19 protein-coding genes, 1 other RNA gene and 2 other annotated features are annotated in these 21,895 nt (G+C 37.2%); all 20 genes read left to right on the top strand.

Translation table 11 applies throughout. The features are described from left to right. The 20 genes from D8Q48_RS03710 to D8Q48_RS03615 all read left to right on the top strand — a co-directional run bounded on the left by D8Q48_RS03710 (position 1) and on the right by D8Q48_RS03615 (position 21,892). Positions 1 to 891, top strand: a complete 891-nt coding sequence (locus tag D8Q48_RS03710) for a class C sortase (protein ID WP_243116213.1) — start codon at positions 1 to 3, stop codon at positions 889 to 891. Further along, the gene (locus D8Q48_RS03705) at positions 888 to 1,532 is read left to right on the top strand and encodes a hypothetical protein (RefSeq protein WP_121055474.1); all 645 of its coding nucleotides are present in this window, start codon (positions 888 to 890) and stop codon (positions 1,530 to 1,532) included. Before D8Q48_RS03710 ends, D8Q48_RS03705 begins: the two co-directional genes overlap by 4 nt. Beyond that, positions 1,522 to 2,190: a class B sortase gene (locus D8Q48_RS03700; RefSeq protein WP_130647814.1), complete on the top strand. Its 669-nt coding sequence runs from the start codon at positions 1,522 to 1,524 to the stop codon at positions 2,188 to 2,190. Before D8Q48_RS03705 ends, D8Q48_RS03700 begins: the two co-directional genes overlap by 11 nt. Before the next feature lie 83 nt (positions 2,191 to 2,273). After that, a complete protein-coding gene (locus tag D8Q48_RS03695) occupies positions 2,274 to 3,431 on the top strand; it encodes a M20 family metallopeptidase (RefSeq protein ID WP_121055470.1) in 1,158 nt (385 codons plus the stop codon). Between the two features lie 67 nt (positions 3,432 to 3,498). Continuing rightward, positions 3,499 to 4,266, top strand: a complete 768-nt coding sequence (locus D8Q48_RS03690; protein WP_121055468.1) for an ABC transporter ATP-binding protein — start codon at positions 3,499 to 3,501, stop codon at positions 4,264 to 4,266. Next, positions 4,259 to 5,062 carry an ABC transporter permease gene (locus tag D8Q48_RS03685; RefSeq protein WP_121055576.1) on the top strand — a complete coding sequence of 268 codons (804 nt, stop codon included), beginning with the start codon at positions 4,259 to 4,261 and terminating at the stop codon, positions 5,060 to 5,062. The genes D8Q48_RS03690 and D8Q48_RS03685 overlap by 8 nt, the downstream gene beginning before the upstream one ends. 131 nt (positions 5,063 to 5,193) lie before the next feature. Next, positions 5,194 to 5,871: an epoxyqueuosine reductase QueH gene (locus tag D8Q48_RS03680; RefSeq protein WP_243116212.1), complete on the top strand. Its 678-nt coding sequence runs from the start codon at positions 5,194 to 5,196 to the stop codon at positions 5,869 to 5,871. Between the two features lie 206 nt (positions 5,872 to 6,077). Beyond that, on the top strand, positions 6,078 to 7,457 hold the full coding sequence (argH, locus tag D8Q48_RS03675; RefSeq protein WP_121055466.1) for an argininosuccinate lyase: 1,380 nt from the start codon (positions 6,078 to 6,080) through the stop codon (positions 7,455 to 7,457). A 50-nt stretch (positions 7,458 to 7,507) separates the two neighbouring features. Further along, complete coding sequence (asd, locus tag D8Q48_RS03670) at positions 7,508 to 8,593, top strand: aspartate-semialdehyde dehydrogenase (protein ID WP_121055464.1); 1,086 nt, start codon at positions 7,508 to 7,510, stop codon at positions 8,591 to 8,593. 95 nt (positions 8,594 to 8,688) lie between these two features. Continuing rightward, entirely contained in the window at positions 8,689 to 9,963 is a 1,275-nt protein-coding gene (gene leuC / locus D8Q48_RS03665) for a 3-isopropylmalate dehydratase large subunit (RefSeq protein WP_121055462.1), read from the top strand. Further along, positions 9,963 to 10,451, top strand: a complete 489-nt coding sequence (gene leuD, locus D8Q48_RS03660; protein WP_118723903.1) for a 3-isopropylmalate dehydratase small subunit — start codon at positions 9,963 to 9,965, stop codon at positions 10,449 to 10,451. The genes leuC and leuD overlap by 1 nt, the downstream gene beginning before the upstream one ends. Positions 10,452 to 10,468: 17 nt before the next feature. Continuing rightward, a complete protein-coding gene (gene thrC / locus D8Q48_RS03655) occupies positions 10,469 to 11,962 on the top strand; it encodes a threonine synthase (protein WP_121055460.1) in 1,494 nt (497 codons plus the stop codon). A gap of 3 nt (positions 11,963 to 11,965) precedes the next feature. Next, entirely contained in the window at positions 11,966 to 12,310 is a 345-nt protein-coding gene (locus tag D8Q48_RS03650; protein ID WP_118687640.1) for a hypothetical protein, read from the top strand. Between the two features lie 86 nt (positions 12,311 to 12,396). Then, positions 12,397 to 12,576, top strand: a non-coding RNA gene (gene ssrS / locus D8Q48_RS03645) — 6S RNA. A gap of 124 nt (positions 12,577 to 12,700) precedes the next feature. After that, positions 12,701 to 12,991, top strand: a binding site (T-box leader). 79 nt (positions 12,992 to 13,070) lie between these two features. Continuing rightward, positions 13,071 to 14,723, top strand: coding sequence for a 2-isopropylmalate synthase (locus tag D8Q48_RS03640; protein WP_191855107.1), 1,653 nt, complete (start codon positions 13,071 to 13,073; stop codon positions 14,721 to 14,723). Between the two features lie 239 nt (positions 14,724 to 14,962). After that, the gene (locus tag D8Q48_RS03635; RefSeq protein WP_243116211.1) at positions 14,963 to 15,844 is read left to right on the top strand and encodes a YihY/virulence factor BrkB family protein; all 882 of its coding nucleotides are present in this window, start codon (positions 14,963 to 14,965) and stop codon (positions 15,842 to 15,844) included. A gap of 54 nt (positions 15,845 to 15,898) precedes the next feature. Next, positions 15,899 to 16,131: a binding site (T-box leader), on the top strand. Between the two features lie 38 nt (positions 16,132 to 16,169). After that, positions 16,170 to 17,189 (top strand): phenylalanine--tRNA ligase subunit alpha, encoded by a 1,020-nt coding sequence (gene pheS / locus D8Q48_RS03630; protein ID WP_022076353.1) that lies wholly within the window; start codon positions 16,170 to 16,172, stop codon positions 17,187 to 17,189. A 95-nt stretch (positions 17,190 to 17,284) separates the two neighbouring features. Next, positions 17,285 to 19,705 carry a phenylalanine--tRNA ligase subunit beta gene (gene pheT / locus D8Q48_RS03625; protein ID WP_121055458.1) on the top strand — a complete coding sequence of 807 codons (2,421 nt, stop codon included), beginning with the start codon at positions 17,285 to 17,287 and terminating at the stop codon, positions 19,703 to 19,705. Between the two features lie 20 nt (positions 19,706 to 19,725). Continuing rightward, positions 19,726 to 20,751 (top strand): tRNA preQ1(34) S-adenosylmethionine ribosyltransferase-isomerase QueA, encoded by a 1,026-nt coding sequence (gene queA, locus D8Q48_RS03620; RefSeq protein WP_118687637.1) that lies wholly within the window; start codon positions 19,726 to 19,728, stop codon positions 20,749 to 20,751. Positions 20,752 to 20,830: 79 nt separating this feature from the next. Beyond that, on the top strand, positions 20,831 to 21,892 hold the full coding sequence (locus tag D8Q48_RS03615) for a cobalamin biosynthesis protein (protein ID WP_172696953.1): 1,062 nt from the start codon (positions 20,831 to 20,833) through the stop codon (positions 21,890 to 21,892). The last annotated feature ends 3 nt before the right edge of the window (positions 21,893 to 21,895 follow it).

Here is a 21,895-nt window from a genome sequence, read left to right as displayed (position 1 = left end):
ATGATGAAGACAAACAGACAATCAGAAAAGAAAGGAAAAAAGTTTCGAAACTTACTGTTTTGGGCTGGTTTTTTAATCTGTATATTTCCGGTTATCAGTAATATAGTTGAGCGGCAGCGTCAGGCAGATGCTGTCGCAACATATCGACAGACAATGGAAAAAGAGGATGAAAAAGAAATAGAAGAGAAGTGGAGACAGGCAAATGAATATAATGAAATGTTGTTTCAGGCAAAGGGGGGAATTGTAGAGGAAACGGAAGAGAAGAAATATGAAGAGTTACTAAATATTCATGGGACAGATATTATGGGAAGTCTTGAAATTCCTAAAATCCAAGTAGAACTTCCAATATATCACGGAACTGAGGATGAAGTTTTATCTAATGGAATCGGACATCTGGAAGGTACAAGTCTTCCGATAGGAGGAGAAAATACACATAGCGTATTGACGGGGCACAGAGGACTTCCAAGTTCGAAATTACTGGTTCGTCTTGATGAAATGAAGATAGGAGATTTATTTTTTATACATACATACAAAGAAGTGATGGCTTATAAGGTAGAAGAAATTATGGTTGTAAAACCAGAAGATATTGCATGGATGGAGATAAAAGGTGAAAAAGATCTGGTATCGCTTGTTACGTGTACGCCTTTTGGAATAAACAGTCACAGATTGGTTGTCACAGGACGCAGGGTATATTACAAAGAAAAAGAATATAAAAAAATTAAACCACAGTTTCCTTCTGTACGGGAAATTATAGTTACAGTATTTCCCATCCTATTTGTGGTCAGTGTAGGAGTAATACAAATTAAAAATAGAATACAGACATATCGAAGACAGAGGAGAAGACAGAGGAGAAGACAGAGGAGAAGAAAGAGGAGGGATAGGAATAGATGAAACACAAAAGAAAAATATTATGTGCTGGAATTACAATGTTATTTGCAGTATTTCAGTCATTTCCGGTATTGGCGGCATTTGAGCAAGAGCAGACAGGAATGATACAGATGACATTGCCGGAAGATTGGAAAAACATGAAAAAAGAAGGAATTATTCTTGGGTGTACAAAAATCGGAGATATTGAAAATGGAGAGTATAAAATACTTCCAATTTATGATTCGGCAGGAATTGATTTAAATAACATAAAAACATCTTTAGAGTTAGAGCGTATATCTAAACAGCTGGAAGCATTTGGGGTAGAACCGGAACAAAACAGACAAACAGATGCAACAGGAAAAGTGGTATTTGAACAATTAGATGAAGGAATTTATTTCATACAGGCAGAAAAAAGTAATGAATATGATTTGATTACTCCGATGCTCGTAGCATTGCCAAGTTGGGATGAAACAGAAGGAAAAATGTCTTATGAAATAAAGGTGTCGCCAAAGCATGTACCGATGGAAAAGGTCGGAAAGGATATGGCACCGCAGACAGGATTGGAAACAAGCGCATGGAAATGGGCTATAGTAGGAATAGGTTTTATCACAGCAGGAACTATTGTAGCTGTTGAATGGAGAAAAGAAAGGAAAAATGAGGAATAAAATTACAATGAGTATAATCGGTATTTTATTTGTCGGCGGTCTTTTGTTTTTTAGCATTGCAGTGAAGGAGTATCAGCCGTATATAGAAGAGATGATAAAAAAAGAAGAGATTATTCAAAATGTAATTGATACAGGATTACCGGAAAACCCTATGAGAAGAAGTGTAGATTTTGCAGCATTGAAAAAAATCAACAAAGATATTGTGGGATGGCTTTATATTCCTCAGATTGAAGTAGATGCGCCGGTTTTAAAAGGAGAAAATGATACAATATATTTGACAAGAAATTTCGAAGGAGAATATAGTCCGCTTGGTTCTATTTTTACATGGGCATATACAGATGATATGTTGACAGATAAACACATCTGTCTGTTTGGACATAATACCGCATCCGGGCAAATGTTCGGAAGATTAAACGAATTTCAGGATAGTGTATTTGCAGAATCCAATCGTGAATTATATTTGTATACTCCTTCCAAAACAAAAAAACTTCAAATAGAAAATGTATTTGTTTGTGAAAATACAAATGATATTTTCCAAAAACAGTGGGAGGGGTCAGAAGGTCAGATTGTGACATTGGCAACTTGTATCGGATACGAAGTGACACCGGAAAGGTTGGTAGTAAATTGTATAGTTATAGATGAGCGGACAGCATTTTGATAAAACCTCTTGCCTTTTATTATTTAAGATTCTATAGTTATCTTATGAAGATAAAAACAGGGCGTTCAATGGGAGGAAGTAAAATGAAACAGATTCAGGCAGTTCAATTAACAAAAGAACTTGTTCAGATTGAAAGTACAGATCCAGGTACATACGAGAGAGAAATCAAAGACTATCTGAAAGAACTATTGAAATTACCGGGAGTAGAATTAAAAGAAGAGGAAGTGTTGCCGGGCAGATTTAATTTATGTGCAGAGCTTTTAGGAACAGATCAAACATTGCCGGCTCTTATATTTATTTGCCATATGGATACAGTGGTTGTAGGAGATGGGTGGACATTGCCACCATTTCGTGCACTAGAACAGGATAATAAAATTTATGGCAGAGGTGCATGTGATATGAAATCCGGTCTTGCATGTTGTACGACAGCATTTATACATGCGGCTACATTAGTGCAGCAGAAACATAAAAAACCTAAACGTACATTAAAATTAATCTGTACAGTAGATGAAGAAGATTTTATGAGAGGATCGGAACAATGCATTAAATCAGGCTGGGTAGGAAAAGATGACTGGATTGTTGATGCAGAACCTACAAATGGGATGATCCAAGTGGCCCATAAGGGTCGTACCTGGTACGAGGTGGATGTGCAGGGACATACAGCACATGCAAGTACACCATGGAAGGGAGCAGATGCCATTGCAGCTATGGCAGAGATCATACATACATTTCATGAAGAGATAGAACAGGTTCCAACACATCCGGATCTTGGAAAATCAACAGTGACATTCGGGCAGATTCAAGGAGGATATCGACCATATGTTGTACCGGATGCATGTAAATTGTGGATTGATCTGAGACTGGTTCCGCCGACAAACACGCAGAAAACTACAGAGCTTTTAGAAAAAGCAATTGAGAGAGCAAAAGAGGTTGTATCAGGAATTTCAGTTACATATACAATTACAGGAGACCGTCCTTACATAGAAAAAGATGATAATTCGCCGATGCTTAAAGCGCTTAAAAAATCTTGTCTGGTTGTTACAAAACAAGAGCCTGAGATCGCACCATTTCCGGGATATACCGACACTGCTGTTATAGCAGGAAAATTAGGCAATCATAATTGTATGTCCTATGGTCCGGGAAATCTTGAATGTGCACATCAGCCGGATGAATGGGTGGATATTGACGATATCATCCGTTGTGAACGGGTATATAAACATCTCAGTGAAACAATTTTTTAAATCAAGGAGTTTCACTGATTTTAGGTTCTGTCATACACTATTAATATAGAAAAAATGGAGTGGCTGAATGGAACCGATTTTAGAAATGCAACACATCACATATTCATATCACACAACGGAAGGTGAGACAAAAGCTTTAGAGGATGTTTCTTTCAGCGTTTCAGAAGGAGAATTTATTGCGATTGTCGGTCCTTCCGGTTGTGGAAAATCAACACTTCTATCTATTATTTGTGGAATCTTAAAGCCCGAAAAAGGGGTTATCAAAATGAATGGAAAAAATCTCAAACAAAGTACAACAAATATCGGCTATATGTTACAGCATGATCATTTGTTTGAATGGCGTACAGTTTATCATAATGTCTTATTAGGGTTGGAAGTTCAGCATATGTTGTCTGCAAAGACAAGGAAAAAAGCACTGGAATTATTAGAACAATATGGCCTGCAACAATTTAAAAATTCCAGACCTTCTCAATTGTCTGGCGGTATGCGTCAAAGGGTGGCACTTATAAGAACATTGGTCCTGGAACCAGAATTACTTTTGTTGGATGAACCATTTTCAGCACTTGATTACCAGACTCGCCTTACAGTGGGAAATGATATCGGTCAGATTCTTAAACATGAACATAAAACAGCGATTTTTGTTACACATGATTTGTCAGAAGCAGTCAGTCTGGCAGATCGAGTTTTAATCTTGACACCACGCCCGGCTACAATTTCAAAAATCGTTGATATTTCCTTTGAATTAGAAAATGATACACCGATGCATCGAAGAAATGCATCAGAATTTAAGAACTATTTCAATTTAATATGGGAGGAGTTAAATGGTTATGAATGAATTATCTGATGGACAGAAAAATTATTTAAAACAGCAGAATAAACATAGATGGATTGTACGAGTATCAAGAATTGCAATTTTACTGATATTTTTATTGCTGTGGGAAGTTTCGGCAACAACTGGTCTGATAGATTCATTTATATTCAGCAGCCCTTCTAAAGTAATCCGTTGCTTTTTGAATATGATATTAAATGGTTTTATTTTTGCTCATTTGTGGACGACATTTTATGAAACATTAGTCAGTTTTTTGCTGGTAACATTAATTAGTATCTGTATAGCAGTATTACTATGGTACAGCAAAAAAATATCAGAAATATTAGATCCTTACTTTGTAGTTTTAAACAGCCTTCCAAAGTCAGCTTTAGCACCACTATTGATTGTGTGGTTGGGCGCAAACACGACAACGATTATTATAGCAGGAATGTCGGTTGCAATATTTGGAAGTGTTTTGAGTTTATATACAACGTTTGAGTCTGTAGATCAAGGAAAATTATGGCTTATTTATACATTGCATGGAAGTAAAAAGCAGGCTTTGACAAAGGTTGTACTTCCATCATCAATTCCTGCAATTATCAGTAATATGAAGGTAAATATCGGATTATGTCTGGTCGGTGTAATCATTGGAGAATTTCTTGCAGCAAGAAGTGGAATTGGATATTTGATTATTTATTCGAGCCAGGTATTTAAAATGGATTGGTTGTTGATGAGCATTTGTATTTTATGTGTTTTTTCTATGTTATTATACGCATTGATCAATGCAGTGGAAAATTGGTATCAGAATCGACTCAAGAGATAAAGAAAAATAATATGAAGAGTATATGAAAAAAGTATAAAAGCTGGATGATACAATTGCGAACTGTGTATAATTGAGATAGTATATAAGATAGAAAAGAATAATAGAAAACGAAAAGATGAGGAATAAAAAACGTGAGTGTATGGAATTGGAAAGTGAGCAATAAAGCAGGGCAGAAAGTAAATTATCAGAAAGAATTAGATAAATTAATTCTGGAATTAAAAAAAGAAGAAAAAGTGCCACGGCTTCTTCTTCACAGTTGCTGTGCGCCATGTAGCAGTTATGTTTTAGAATATTTGTCGCAATATTTTGAAGTTACAGTATTTTATTATAATCCGAATATATATCCAGAAAGCGAATATACGAAGAGAGTGCTGGAACAGCAAAAACTGATATCAGAAATGCGTTTTAAACATCCGGTCACATTTATTGCAGGAAATTATGATTCAGAAAAATTCTATAATATGGCACGCGGGCTGGAGGATGTAAAAGAAGGTGGCGAAAGATGCTTCAAATGCTATGAATTAAGATTGAGGGAAGCTGCTAAAATTGCAAAAAATGGGGAATATGACTTCTTTACAACGACATTAAGTATCAGCCCTTTGAAAAATGCCCAGAAATTAAACGAGATAGGTATGCTTTTGTCCGAAGAATATGGGACAGAGTATCTGCTGTCGGATTTTAAAAAGAAAAATGGATATAAACGTTCGGTTGAATTGTCTGAGCAATATGGATTGTACAGACAGGATTATTGCGGCTGCGTATTTTCGATGAAAGAACGAAAAGAAGCGGAAAATAAGAACAAAAAATAAAGTGTAATTTCTTTATGTTGTCAGAATAAAAAACAGAGTGAAATCTATTTTTTGGTGCTTTCACAGAAAAAAAGATAGACATTAACACTTTAGTATGTTAAACTAATGTGCAAAAGTAACGCTCTGGAGATATAGAAAGTCTGAATATGGCTGGATTTTATTCTTACAGAACAAAGTAATACAATAAAGAAGAGAGGAAATTGGCTATGGCACAATTATGGGGTGGCCGTTTTACAAAAGAAACGGATCAGCTGGTATACAATTTTAATGCATCCATTTCCTTTGATAAGAAGTTTTATGAGCAAGATATCCGTGGAAGTATTGCACATGTGACAATGCTTGCAAAACAGGGAATCCTGACAGAAGATGAGAAGAAACAGATTATTGAAGGATTAAACGGAATCAAACAAGATGTCGAGAATGGGACATTAGAGATTACGGACAAATATGAAGATATTCATAGTTTTGTGGAAGCAAATTTAATTGACAGAATTGGAGATGCAGGGAAGAAGCTGCACACCGGGCGAAGTAGAAATGATCAGGTTGCACTCGACATGAAGTTATATACCCGAGATGAGATTCTGGAATTGGATAAGCTGTTAAAGGATATATTGGAAGTACTCTTAAAAATTATGAAAGAGAATACGGAAACTTATATGCCTGGATTTACCCACCTTCAGAAAGCACAGCCAATTACACTGGCACATCATATGGGAGCATATTTTGAAATGTTTAAAAGAGATCGCTCCCGGATGAAAGATATTTATGCAAGAATGAATTATTGTCCATTAGGTTCAGGGGCACTGGCAGGAACCACGTATCCACTGGATCGTGAATATACTGCAATGCTGCTTGATTTTGAAGGACCGACACTTAATAGTATGGATTCTGTTGCAGACCGTGATTATTTAATTGAACTTTTATCTGCAATGTCGACTGTGATGATGCATTTGAGCAGATTTTCAGAAGAAGTGATTATTTGGAATTCAAATGAATATCAGTTTGTAGATATTGATGATGCATACAGTACAGGAAGCAGTATTATGCCTCAGAAAAAGAATCCGGATATTGCAGAGCTGGTTCGCGGTAAGACGGGAAGAGTATATGGAGCATTGATGTCTATGTTGACAACGATGAAAGGAATTCCATTGGCATATAATAAAGATATGCAGGAAGACAAAGAATTTGTTTTTGATGCGATTGACACAACCAAAGGATGTCTGGCATTATTTACAGGAATGCTTCGCACGATGAAATTCAATAAAACAAGAATGGAAAACAGTGCTAAGAATGGTTTTACAAACGCAACAGATGCAGCAGATTATCTTGTTAACCATGGAGTTCCATTCCGTGATGCACATGGTATTGTAGGTCAACTGGTGTTATATTGTATAGATAAGAATATGGCACTTGATGATATGTCATTGGAAGAGTTCAAAGCAATTTCACCGGTATTTGAAGAAGATATTTATGAAGTAATCAGTATGAAAACTTGTGTTGAGATGAGGAATACGATTGGGGCACCGGGAAAAGCTGCAATGGAAAAAGTTATTGCACAGGAAGAGGCATATTTGATTGCAGAATAATCATAATGCAGTTAAATCATAGAAGAGTTAGATAAAGGAGAAGATGTACAATGGAACAGAAATTAAAAGTTGGAATCTTAGGAGCAACAGGAATGGTGGGACAGAGATTTATTTCGCTTCTTGAAAATCACCCATGGTTTGAGGTAGTAACAGTAGCAGCAAGCCCACGTTCAGCAGGAAAGACATATGAAGATGCTGTTGGAGACAGATGGAAAATGGATACTCCAATGCCGGAAGCAGTAAAAAAACTGGTTGTATTGAATGTAAATGAAGTAGAAAAAGTTGCATCTACAGTAGACTTTGTATTTAGTGCAGTAGATATGACAAAAGAAGAAATCAAGGCAATTGAAGAGGCTTATGCTAAAACAGAAACTCCGGTTGTTTCAAACAATAGTGCACATCGTTGGACACCAGATGTACCAATGGTAGTACCTGAGATCAATGCAGAGCATTTTGATGTAATCGTAGATCAGAAAAAACGTCTTGGTACAACTCGTGGATTTATTGCGGTAAAACCAAACTGTTCTATTCAAAGTTACGCACCTTGTCTGGCAGCATGGAAAGAATTTGGACCAAAAGAAGTTGTTGCTACAACATATCAGGCAATTTCAGGAGCAGGAAAGACATTTAAGGATTGGCCGGAAATGGTTGGAAATATTATTCCATTTATCGGAGGAGAAGAAGAGAAGAGTGAGCAGGAGCCGCTTCGTGTGCTTGGAAAAGTAGAGAATGGACAGATTGTGAAAGCCGATCTTCCAAAGATTACATGTCAGTGTATCCGAGTACCTGTTTTAAATGGACATACAGCAGCTGTATTTATCAATTTTGAAAAGAAACCTACAAAAGAACAGCTTATCGAAAAGCTTGTGAATTTCAAGGGATTTCCACAGGAAGCAAACCTTCCAAGTGCTCCAAAGCAGTTTATCCAATACTTAGAAGAAGATAATCGTCCACAGGTCACACAGGATGTAAATTATGAAAATGGAATGGGCGTATCAATTGGTCGACTCAGAGAAGATAGCATGTTTGATTATAAATTCGTCGGACTGTCTCATAACACAGTAAGAGGTGCAGCAGGTGGTGCTGTCCTTTGTGCAGAAGCTTTGACAGCAAAGGGCTATATTCAGGCAAAATAATTATAAAAGAACCTTCGGGCAATATTTGTCCGGAGGTATTAACGAATATAAAGAACGGATAAAAGAAAATATTGGGCATAAAGGAGGTTGTCACGATGGGAATGACAATGACACAGAAGATCCTGGCAGCACATGCAGGGTTGGACTCTGTAGAGGCAGGACAGCTGATCATGGCAAAATTAGATGTAGTGATGGCAAATGATATCACAGGACCTATGGCTCTGCCAATCCTAAAACAGATGTCAGATCATGTGTTTGATAAGGATAAGGTTGTATTTGTACCAGATCATTTTACACCAAACAAAGATATTAAATCAGCGGAAAATTCAAAAGCAATCCGAGAGTTTGCTAAAGAACAGGGGCTGAAATGGTATTTTGAACAGGGAAAATCTGGTGTTGAACATGCAATACTTCCTGAGGCTGGTGTAGTGGCTGCCGGAGAATGTATTATTGGTGCAGATTCTCATACATGTACATACGGAGCTTTAGGAGCATTTTCTACAGGCGTGGGTACAACAGATATTGCTACTGGTATGGCAACAGGTGAATTGTGGTTTAAGGTACCAGGAGCAATTAAATTTGTATTAACAGGAAAACCAGGACCATATGTAAGCGGTAAAGATATTATTATTCATATTATCGGTAAAATCGGTGTTGATGGAGCTTTATATAAATCAATGGAATTCGTAGGTGATGGAATTAAGAATCTCTCTATGGATGACAGATTTACAATGGCGAATATGGCAATTGAAGCAGGTGCTAAAAATGGTCTCTTTATTGTAGACGATAAGACAGAAGAGTATTTGAAAGAGCATACAAAGAAAGAGTATACAGTGTATACGGCAGATGAAGATGCACAATATGAACAGGTTGTTGAAATCAACCTTGCAGAAGTACGTCCGACTGTAGCGTTTCCACATTTACCGGGAAATGCCAAGACAATTGATGAGATTGAAGCAATGGAGCCGATCAAGATTGATCAGGTAGTAATCGGATCTTGTACAAATGGACGTATGGAAGATATGAGAAAAGCAGCAGCAATTCTGAAAGGACACACGGTTCATCCAGATGTGCGTGTGATGGTAATCCCTGCTACACAGAAGATTTATAAGGAATGTATTAAAGAAGGTCTTCTTGATATTTTTGTAGATGCGGGATGTGCTGTGAATACGCCAAGCTGTGGACCTTGTATGGGAGGTCATATGGGGGTTATGGCAGCAGGAGAGAAATGTGTTTCAACAACAAATCGTAATTTTGTAGGTAGAATGGGACATGTTGACTCATTGATTTATCTGGCATCACCGGAAGTTGCAGCGGCAAGTGCAATTGCAGGATGCATCGCTAATCCAGAGAAAGTAGGTGACAAATAATGAAAGCAAAAGGACATGTATTTAAGTATGGGGATAACGTGGATACAGATGTTATTATCCCAGCAAGATATTTGAATTCATTTGACGCACAGGAACTGGCAAGCCATGCAATGGTAGATATCGATCCGGATTTTGTGAAAAAAGTACAGCCGGGAGATTTGATCGTAGCAAATAAAAACTTTGGGTGTGGATCATCCAGAGAGCATGCACCGCTTTGTTTAAAAACAGCAGGTGTAAGCTGTGTTATTGCAGAGACATTTGCAAGAATTTTTTACCGTAATGCAATTAATATCGGTCTTCCAATCATCGAATGTCCGGAAGCAGCAAGAGGAATCGAGGCTGGAGATGAAGTAGAAGTAGATTTTGACAGTGGAAAAATTTATAACCGTACAAAAGGAAAAGAATTTCAGGGACAGGCTTTCCCAGAGTTTATGCAGAAATTAATCGCCGCGGGCGGACTTGTAAACTATACAAATAGTAGAAAATAATATGTGAGGATGAAAAGATGAACTTATTATATAAGAGTACACGAAACGCAGATAAGACAATAACAGCTTCTCAGGCAATTTTAAAAGGTCTTGCAGAAGATGGCGGTTTATTTGTGCCAACAGAACTGCCAAAATTAGATGTAACAATGAATGAATTGAAAACGATGTCTTATCAAGAGACAGCGTATGCTGTTATGAAACAGTTCTTAACAGATTTTACAGAAGAAGAATTGAAACATTGTATTAATAGTGCATATGATTCTAAATTCGATACAGAAGTAATTGCTCCGCTTGTTAAAGTAGGCGATACATATCATTTGGAATTGTTCCACGGAGCAACCATTGCATTTAAAGATATGGCATTATCTATCCTGCCACATTTGTTGACAACAGCTGCAAAGAAAAATAATGTCACAAAAGATATTGTGATTTTAACAGCTACTTCAGGTGATACTGGAAAAGCTGCTCTTGCCGGATTTGCAGATGTACCGGGAACTAAAATTATTGTTTTTTATCCAAAGAATGGTGTAAGTAAAGTACAGGAATTACAGATGGTGACACAGAAAGGGGATAATACTTCTGTTGTTGCAATCCATGGTAATTTTGACAATGCACAGAGTGGAGTGAAAGCACTCTTTGAAGATAAAGAGTTAGAAAAAGAACTCTCAGATGCAGGATATCAGTTCTCATCAGCAAATTCAATCAATATCGGACGTCTGGTTCCGCAGGTTGTTTATTACGTATATGCTTATGCAAAACTACTTGAAAATGAAGAAATTGAAAATGGCGAAGAAATTAATGTTACAGTTCCAACAGGAAACTTTGGAAATATTCTTGCTGCTTATTATGCAAAACAGATGGGAGTTCCGATTGCAAAATTAATCTGTGCTTCTAATGAAAATAAAGTTTTGTTTGATTTCTTTAAAACAGGAAAATATAATAGAAACAGAGAATTTGTTTTGACTTCATCACCATCAATGGATATTTTGATTTCAAGCAATCTGGAAAGATTGATTTATACAATTGCAGGACAGGATGCTAAGAAAAACAGTGAGTTGATGGAAGCTTTGAAAAAAGATGGTGTATATGAAATCACTCCTGAGATGAAAGAAAAATTATCTGATTTCGAAGGTGGATATTCTACAGAAGAAGAAACAAAAGAGACAATTGGTGCAACTTATAAGTCTACAGGATATGTGATGGATACACATACTGCTGTTGCAGCGCATGTAAGCAGAGCATATCGTGATGCAAGCAAGGATCAGAAAAAGATGTTGGTTGCATCAACAGCAAGCCCTTATAAATTTGCAAGAAGTGTAATGACAGCAATTGATGAGAAATATGATGAATTAGAAGAATTTGCATTGATCGACGAACTTGAGAAGGTTTCAGGAGTAGCGATTCCGAATGCAATTGAAGAAATTCGCAACGCACAGATTCGACATACAAAAGAGTGCGATGTAGATAAAATGAAAGAGACCGTAAAAGAAATTCTCGGTGTAGAGGAGTAAAAAATGAATGACGTATTTGGATTTGTAAGTCTGATCGTATTAGGATGTGGTGTATATACATTATATGCATATATTAAAATGAAAAAAACAGGCGAGATCAATGAGATCCTTCTGTTAGGCAATGCTTATGTTGCGAAAAAATGTAAAAATAAAAAAGCATTTCTGGAAAAGGCACTTCCGTCAGTACTTGTGTTTGGTATAGTTACAACAATATACGGTGTAATAGATATGATCAATTCATTTGTCAAACCAGTTGGAATAGTGGATACAATTGCAAATATTTTATTCTTGATCGTACTTGTTGGCTTTTTGGTTTATACTACAAAATTAAAAAAACAGTATTTTTAATCTGAAGTGGTTATAATTTGCAACAATTTCCAATATCTTGATGTTGTAAAAAGTATGTAAATGAGTTATAATACTCTCAGAGAAAAAATTACCTGAGATGTTCGATAACCTTGTTGTTTTGAACCTACATTACTTTAAACGGGACTCTCAAATCTCTGTAATATGTCAGGCCATCATTATGCAGTGGAAGACAGAAAAGCAGATGCGGACGCCCACCTAGCAGAAGCTAGGAGTCAGAAGACAGGGAACGGCATTTTGGGGATATACGAAAGAAGAGGCAGTCAGTAATGGCTGCCTTTTTTGTATATTAGGTGAATAAGTAATGCATAAAAATTCAGAAAAAATATTGACAAGAGTACCAGATAATGGTAACCTTGTGCTATGTAATAGAAAAAAGCTATGAAGAGGATTATTACATTTATATCTGAATCCAGAGAGCTGCTGGTTGGTGAAAAGCAGTTGAAAGAATAGATGGAACTGGCCTCGGAGCGGCTGCCCCAAATTCTGAACGGAGAAGTTCAGGAGAGTAGACGCAGACGGAACCCAACCGTTATCTAGGGTAGATATATCGCTTCGTATATGAATATACAAAGCCTGTATCTGATAAGTGTATGAAGTAACATTCATGAATAAGAGTGGTACCGCGTAGGACTTGATAAATAGCAGTCTTTCGTCTCTTGCAAAGATATTTTGCGAGACGGAGGACTTTTTCTTTTGCATAAAAAATATAATGGTATGTAAAACGAGGAGGAAATGAATCATGATGAATCACAATAAGTACAAAAGACAGTATTATATGCCGCCAACTGAATGTCTGGATTGGACGAGAAAAGAATATGTAGATAAAGCTCCAATCTGGTGTAGCGTGGATTTACGAGATGGCAATCAGGCATTGGTGATTCCAATGAGTCTTGAACAGAAAGTAGAATTCTTCAAATTACTCGTAAAGATTGGATTTAAAGAAATTGAAGTCGGATTTCCGGCAGCATCTGAAACAGAATATGAATTCTGCCGTACTTTGATTGAGCAGAATCTGATCCCGGATGATGTAACCATTCAGGTGTTGACACAGGCAAGAGAACATATTATCAAGAAAACATTTGAGGCAATCAAAGGTGCAAAAAAAGCAATTGTACATGTATACAATTCAACATCTTATGCACAAAGAGAGCAAGTATTCCGCAAGTCAAAAGAAGAAGTAAAACAGATTGCAATTGATGGAGCTGCATTATTAAAAAGACTGGCAGATGAAGCAGGGCAGGATCTTTATTTTGAGTATAGTCCAGAGAGCTTTACAGGTACAGAGATGGATTATGCAGTAGAAGTATGTAATGCAGTGCTGGATGTATGGCAGCCGACACCGGAAAGAAAAGCAATCATCAATATTCCGGTAACAGTACAATTATCTTTGCCACATGTTTACGCAAGTCAGGTGGAATACATGTCAAAGAATTTGAAATACAGAGAGAATGTAATTCTTTCTCAGCATGCACATAACGACAGAGGTTGCGGAGTCGCAGATACAGAGCTTGGACTTTTAGCAGGTGCAGACCGTGTGGAAGGTACATTGTTTGGAAATGGTGAGCGTACAGGTAATGTGGATATTATTACAGTTGCAATGAATATGTATGCACAGGGCGTTAATCCGGAACTTGATTTTTCTGATATGCCGGGAATCGTAGAACAGTACGAAGAATATACAGGTATGACAGTAGGGGAAAGAAGTCCTTATAGTGGAGCATTGGTGTTTGCCGCATTTTCTGGTTCACATCAAGATGCAATCGCAAAAGGAATGAAGTGGATTGACGAAAAAGATCCAAATCATTGGACAGTTCCATATCTTCCAATCGATCCTACTGATGTCGGAAGGAGTTATGATGCGGATGTTATACGAATCAACAGTCAGTCTGGTAAAGGCGGTGTTGGCTATATTCTGGAAACTCGATTTGGCCTTAACCTTCCACCAAAGATGCGTGAAGCAATGAGTTATGCAACGAAGAGTGTTTCGGACCACAAGCATGCTGAACTGCAGCCGGAAGAAATCTTTGAATTATTTAAAGAAAAATTTGAAAATATCACATCACCATACAGCATAAATGAAGTACATTTCCAACAGAAAGATGGAATTACAACTCAGGTTACTTCTACATATGAAGGAAAAACAATTACAACAGAAGCGACAGGAAATGGTCGATTGGATGCAGTAAGTAATGCTTTAAAGAAAGCTTATAATTTAGATTTCTCATTGGTAACTTACCAAGAACATGCTCTGGAACAAAGCTCAAGTTCACAGGCAATTGCTTATGTAGGAATCCAGACTCCAAGTGGCAAACTTGCATGGGGAGCAGGAGTGAATCCAGATATTATCCATGCATCAATCGATGCATTGATTACGGCAATCAATAACCGATAAATAAAAATTTATTTCTATATTAAATATAACAAAAACGGGTTTGGTCATGCTGACTGAACCCGTTTTTAAGGCACAAAATCTGGCAAAGAGCTACAAAACAGTCCTTGAAATGATATACTTGAATATTTTTATTGGGTATGCTATTCTATTAAAACTGAATGCGGTGTGGATTAAAAATACATAGCTGCGAGGAGATTTAGAGTTGTTACAATAAAATGTAATGATAGATGAGGAAGTATATGAAAGAAAAATTTAATCGAATAAAAGGATATGCGCTTCGTGTTATGGATGTGGTGAGCTCACATCATACAGGAGCTTATGCTGCTCAGGCAGCTTATTTTTTCGTCTTATCCATGATTCCAATCATTTTGTTATTGTTAACGATGGTACAGTTTACCTCATTAACAAAGGATTATATTATGAATGCTGTACTGCAGGCATTTCCAACGACAGTAGAAGGACTGATTGAATCTATAGTGGATCAGGTGTACAGCCAGTCTGGCACAATCATTCCAATCACAGTTTTAGTGGCGTTATGGTCGGCAGGGAGAGGAGTACTGTCAATTACAAATGGACTGAACTGTGTATATGAAAGCAGAGAAACACGTAATTATGTATATTTGCGAATCAGAGCATCATTGTATACAGTGATATTTTTGGTGGCAATTATTTTGTCACTTGCTTTATCTGTGTTTGGTAATCGGATTGCGATTATGTTAAATCAGCATTTTCCGGTGCTAGTCAGATTAATTGATACGGTTATTCGAAGCAGAACTCTGATTACATTAGGTATTCTTACATTATTCTGGGATATGGTATATAAATATTTGCCAAACAGAAAGAATATAGGGAAAACAACAATGAAGAAACAATTGCCAGGAGCAATATTTACAGCTTGTGCATGGCAAGTGATTTCGTTTATATTTTCTATTTATCTTGATATATTTACCGGATTTACAACAATGTATGGAAGTCTTACAATGATTATTTTAATTATGCTCTGGCTCTATATGTGTATGTATGTAATTTTGCTTGGAGGAGAAGTAAACGCCCTGTTACAAAGGGCAATTAAGATGTTTGCACATGAGAAAGAAGAGGAATCATCAGAAAATCAAACTTGACAAACAGTATGAATATGATAAAATATAAGGGTGATTTTGAAAAATAAAATGAACATAAAAGCGAAGACCGTGTACAGTAGAGAGCTATCTTCTACCAGAGAGAGAAAATCATCGGCTGAAAATTTTCTTGAGTTCAGATAGTAATTGAATTTCCCACGTTAGCTGTGTTTTTGAAAAATAAAGTAGAGAACACCGTAAGTTGTACGTTACACAAACAGAGTGTCCAAAAGTTATAACTTTGGGAAACAGGGTGGTACCGCGAGTAAAATATAAGCTTCGTCCCTTTTTGGGGATGGAGCTTTTTTCATTTGAAAGGAGAAAAATGATGAAAGAAAGATTGGAACAGATCAGAAAAGAAGCAATTGAAGCAATTCAGGCTTCTGATGCTCCAGAAAAATTAAATGATGTGCGTGTTAAATTCCTTGGGAAAAAAGGTGAGTTAACAGCTGTATTGAAAGGTATGAAGGATGTTGCTCCAGAAGAACGTCCAAAAGTTGGTCAGCTTGTCAATGAGACAAGAGCTGCAATCGAGCAGATTATGGAAGAGACAAAAACAAAGATGGAAAAAGCAATCCGTGAGGAAAAGTTGAAAGCAGAAGTAATCGATGTTACACTTCCATCTAAGAAAAATAGTGTAGGACATAGACATCCGAACACAATCGCATTGGAAGAAGTAGAAAGAATTTTCGTAGGAATGGGATATGAAGTAGTTGAAGGGCCAGAAGTAGAGTACGATTTGTACAATTTTGAAAAATTGAATATTCCGGCAGATCATCCTGCAAAAGATGAACAGGATACATTCTATATTAATAAAGATATCGTGCTTCGCACACAGACATCTCCGGTACAGGCACGAGTGATGGAACAGGGAAAACTTCCAATCCGTATGATCGCACCTGGAAGGGTATTCCGTTCTGATGAAGTAGATGCAACCCACTCTCCATCCTTCCATCAGATTGAAGGCCTTGTAATCGATAAAAATGTTTCATTTGCAGATTTAAAAGGTACTCTGGAAGTATTTGCAAAAGAATTATTCGGACCAGATACAAAGACAAAATTCCGTCCACATCATTTCCCATTTACAGAGCCAAGTGCAGAGGTGGATGTGAGCTGTTTTAAATGCGGTGGAAAAGGATGCCGTTTCTGTAAAGGATCTGGATGGATTGAGATTCTCGGATGTGGAATGGTTCATCCACACGTACTGGAAATGTGCGGAATTGATCCGGAAGAATACAATGGATTTGCTTTTGGTGTAGGTCTGGAACGTATCGCATTATTGAAATACGAGATTGATGACATGAGATTATTATATGAAAATGATATTCGTTTCTTGAAACAATTCTAGTTGGCAGGTAAAACAAACATAAATAAAGAGGAAAATTGTTTTTGGCGAACAGAACAATAAGCGAATAATGAAATAATAAAAAGGAGATTTAAAACATGAATACTTCATTATCATGGATTAAAGCGTATGTGCCAGATTTGGATGTCACAGCGCAGGAATATACAGACGCAATGACTTTATCAGGAACAAAGGTAGAGGGATTTGAAGAATTAGATGCAGATTTGGCTAAAATTGTTGTAGGTCAGATTGATAAGATTGAAAAGCATCCAGATGCAGATAAACTGATAATCTGCCAGGTAAATGTAGGAACAGAACAGGTTCAGATTGTAACAGGTGCCCATAATGTATTTGAAGGTGCAAAGGTACCGGTAGTTCTTGATGGAGGACGTGTTGCAGGCGGTCACGAGCCTGGACAAAGAGTAGAGGGCGGAATTAAGATTAAAAAAGGAAAACTTCGTGGAGTAGAAAGCTTCGGTATGATGTGTTCAATCGAGGAGCTTGGTTCTACAAAAGACATGTATCCAGAAGCTCCGGAAAATGGTATATATATTTTCAAAGATGATGTAGAAGTTGGGGCGGATGCAGTAGAAGTGCTGGGACTTCATGATGTTGTATTTGAGTATGAAATCACATCAAATCGAGTGGATTGCTATAGTGTTGTAGGTATCGCAAGAGAAGTGGCAGCAACATTTAATAAAGAATTTAAGCCACCGGTCGTAACAGAGACAGGCAATCAGGAAGATGTTAATGATTATGTAAAAGTAACTGTAGAAAACACAGAGCTCTGTTCTCGTTATTGTGCAAGAGTTGTAAAAAATATTAAGATCGGACCATCTCCGGAATGGATGCAGAGAAGACTTGCATCAGTTGGAATCCGTCCGATTAATAACCTTGTAGATATCACAAACTATGTGATGGAAGAGTATGGCCAGCCGATGCATGCATATGACCTTGATACACTTGCAGGTCATGAGATCGTTGTGAAAAATGCAGAAGACGGACAGAAGTTTGTTACATTAGACGGACAGGAGCGTCAGATGGATAAAGATGTTCTTATGATTTGCGACGGCGAGAAGGCAGTAGGCATTGCAGGTATCATGGGTGGAGAAAACTCAATGATCACAGATGATGTAAAGACAATGCTTTTCGAAGCGGCATGTTTTGATGGAGTAAATATTCGTAAATCAAGCAAGAGAGTCGGACTTCGTACAGATGCTTCAGGAAAATTTGAAAAAGGACTGGATCCAAACAATGCAAAAGCGGCAATTGACCGTGCATGTCAGCTGATTGAAGAACTGGGAGCAGGAGAAGTTGTAGGCGGAACAGTTGACGTATACAGTAAGAAGAAAGAACCTGTTCGTGTACCATTTGATGCAAATAAAATCAACAGAATGTTAGGAACAGACATTTCAAAAGAAGATATGCTGGCATATTTTGAGAAAATTGATTTGGAATATGATGCAGATACAAACGAAGTGATCGCACCTACATTCCGTCATGATTTATTCCGTCTTGCAGACCTTGCAGAAGAAGTGGCAAGATTTTATGGATATGATAACATTCCTACAACACTTCCAAATGGAGAGGCAACAACAGGTAAGCTGACATTTAAACTGAGAGTAGAACAGGTTGCAAGAGATATTGCAGAATTCTGTGGATTTAGCCAGGGAATGTCATATTCATTTGAAAGTCCAAAGGTGTTTGATAAATTATTACTTCCGGCAGATTCACCATTGCGCCAGGCAATTGAGATTATGAATCCATTGGGAGAAGATTATAGCATTATGAGAACAACATCTCTTAACGGAATGTTAACTTCACTTGCTACAAACTATAACAGAAGAAATAAAAATGTTCGTCTGTATGAACTTGGAAATGTCTATCTTCCTAAAGCTCTTCCGGTTACAGAACTTCCAGATGAAAGAATGCAGTTCACTCTTGGAATGTATGGAGACGGAGATTTCTTCAATATGAAAGGCGTTGTAGAAGAGTTCTTTGAGAAGATTGGAATGAAGGGACGTGAAAGCTACGATCCAAATGCAGGAAAAACTTATCTGCATCCAGGAAGACAGGCAAACATCTTGTATGATGGAAAAGTGGTTGGATATTTAGGAGAAGTTCACCCGGATGTTGCTGATACTTATGGAATCGGAGAAAGAGCATATGTCGCAGTGATTGATATGCCGGTTGTTCTGGAATATGCAACATTTGACAGAAAATATACAGGCATTGCAAAATATCCTGCAGTTTCCCGTGATTTGAGTATGGTAGTACCAAAAGAAATTTTGGTTGGACAGATTGAAGATATTATTGCAAAAAAAGGTGGAAATTATCTGGAGAGCTTTGCTTTGTTTGATTTGTATGAAGGGGCTCAGATTAAAGAAGGATTTAAGTCTGTTGCATATTCAATTGTGTTCCGTGCAAAAGATAAGACTTTGGAAGAGGCTGATATTACAACAGCGATGAATAAGATCTTAAAAGCATTGGAAGAAATGGGAATTGAACTTCGTAAATAAGAAAGAGAAGGGACAAGTCATTGAAAACAAGTGATTTTTATTATGATCTGCCAGAGGAACTGATTGCTCAGGATCCTCTGGAGGATCGTTCTAGTTCTCGCCTGCTTATATTAGATAAAGAAACAGGTAAGACAGAGCATCATATATTTAAAGAAATTATTGATTATCTGAATCCGGGAGATTGTCTCGTGATCAATGATACAAAGGTAATTCCGGCTAGACTGATCGGTGAAAAGATTGGTACAGGAGCAAAGATAGAAGTACTCTTATTAAAACGTAAAGAAAAAGACGTTTGGGAGACACTTGTAAAACCTGGTAAAAAGATGAAAGTCGGAGCACAGGTGAGCTTTGGTAACGGATTGCTGATTGGAGAAGTTATTGAAGTGGTAGAGGAAGGAAACCGACTGATAAAATTCCATTATGAAGGAATTTTTGAAGAGGTTCTGGATCAGCTTGGCGAGATGCCGCTGCCACCATATATCACACATCAGTTGCAGGATCGTAATCGCTATAATACTGTATACGCAAAAAACGAGGGGTCCGCAGCAGCTCCGACTGCAGGATTGCATTTCACACCAGAACTTTTAGATGCAATTCAGAAAAAAGGTGTTGATATTGCACGTGTGACTTTACATGTTGGGCTTGGAACATTCCGTCCGGTAAAAGTAGAAGATGTCACAGAACATCATATGCATTCTGAATTTTATCAGGTAGATGAAGAAGCAGCTGAAAAAATTAATCGTGCCAAAGATGGAGCAGGGCGCGTTATTTGTGTAGGAACAACAAGCTGTCGTACGATTGAGTCAGCAGCAGATGAAACCGGTCATTTGAAACCATGCAGTGGATGGACAGAAATATTTATTTATCCGGGATATAAATTTAAAATGTTAGATTGCCTGATTACAAATTTCCATCTTCCAGAATCAACATTGATTATGTTGGTGTCTGCACTTGCAGGAAAAGAACATGTGATGGCAGCTTATGAAGAAGCAGTAAAAGACAGATATCGTTTTTTCTCGTTTGGGGATGCGATGTTTATAAAGTAAGTAAAATATAGAATGTTTACAATAAACCCTCCTTTTGCATATGGTATGCAGAAGGAGGATTTTCAGAATATATACAGAGATGGATAAGAAAATTAACGTATTAAGTTTTACAAAAAAAGGAAGTCAAAAAAATAAAGAGCTGTGTAGTTATTTAACAGAACAAGAGTATGATTGCATTGGATATACAATAAAACGTTTTTCTGTGGAGTGTGATTTAGAACCCATGCCAGAATATTTGTCCTTATGGATTGGAAAAAAATGGGGGAAAGAAGATTTTATTTTTATTGGTGCAATAGGGATTGCAGTACGTTTGATCGCTCCGTGGGTGAAAGATAAATATTCGGATTCTGCAGTGTTGGTGATGGATGAAAAAGCACAGCATTGCATACCAGTTCTATCCGGTCATGTCGGAGGGGGAATAGCACTTGCACACATGATAGAAAATTGTATGGGTGCAAGGCCGGTTATTACGACAGCGACAGATGTACAGAAGAAATTTGCAGTAGATGTGTTTGCAAAGAAAAACAGACTGCAAATTACAGACAGAAAACTGGCAAAAGAAATTTCGGCAGCTGTTTTAGAAGAAAAAAAGATAGGATTTTACAGTGAACTTGGTTATAAAGGGAAAGTGCCGAAAGAAGTCGTGTGTTGTGAATCAGAAAGAGAATTGGATAAATTTGAATATGGAATTATTGTGACAGCTCAAAAAAAAGAAGAAAATCAAAAATCGAATAGATTATATTTGCTTGCGAAAACATATATTATAGGTCTTGGGTGCAGAAAAAACATATCTTATATAAAATTAGAAAAAGGACTTCAGTCTGCATTAGCACAAGTTCAAATTGATTTAGCTGAAATTTTAGCATTTGCAAGTATTGATCTAAAGAAGGAAGAACCGGCGATACAAAAACTGTCGGAGAACTATCAAATTCCATTTTTGACATATTCAGCAGAAGAACTGAAAAAAGTAGAGTGTGTCAGTAGCAGTTCAGAATTTGTGGCATCGGTTACCGGTGTTGATAATGTATGTGAGAGAGCTGCAAAATATTGTTGCCCGGATGGAAAGATGATATTAGATAAACTGAAATTGGATAGTATGACGGTAGCTATTGTACAGAAAAAGATGGAAGTTTTATTTTAAGAA

The organism is Ruminococcus sp. B05 (assembly GCF_003628495.1).
Lineage (GTDB): Bacteria > Bacillota > Clostridia > Lachnospirales > Lachnospiraceae > Schaedlerella > Schaedlerella hominis.
This window is presented reverse-complemented; position numbering and strand designations above follow the sequence as displayed.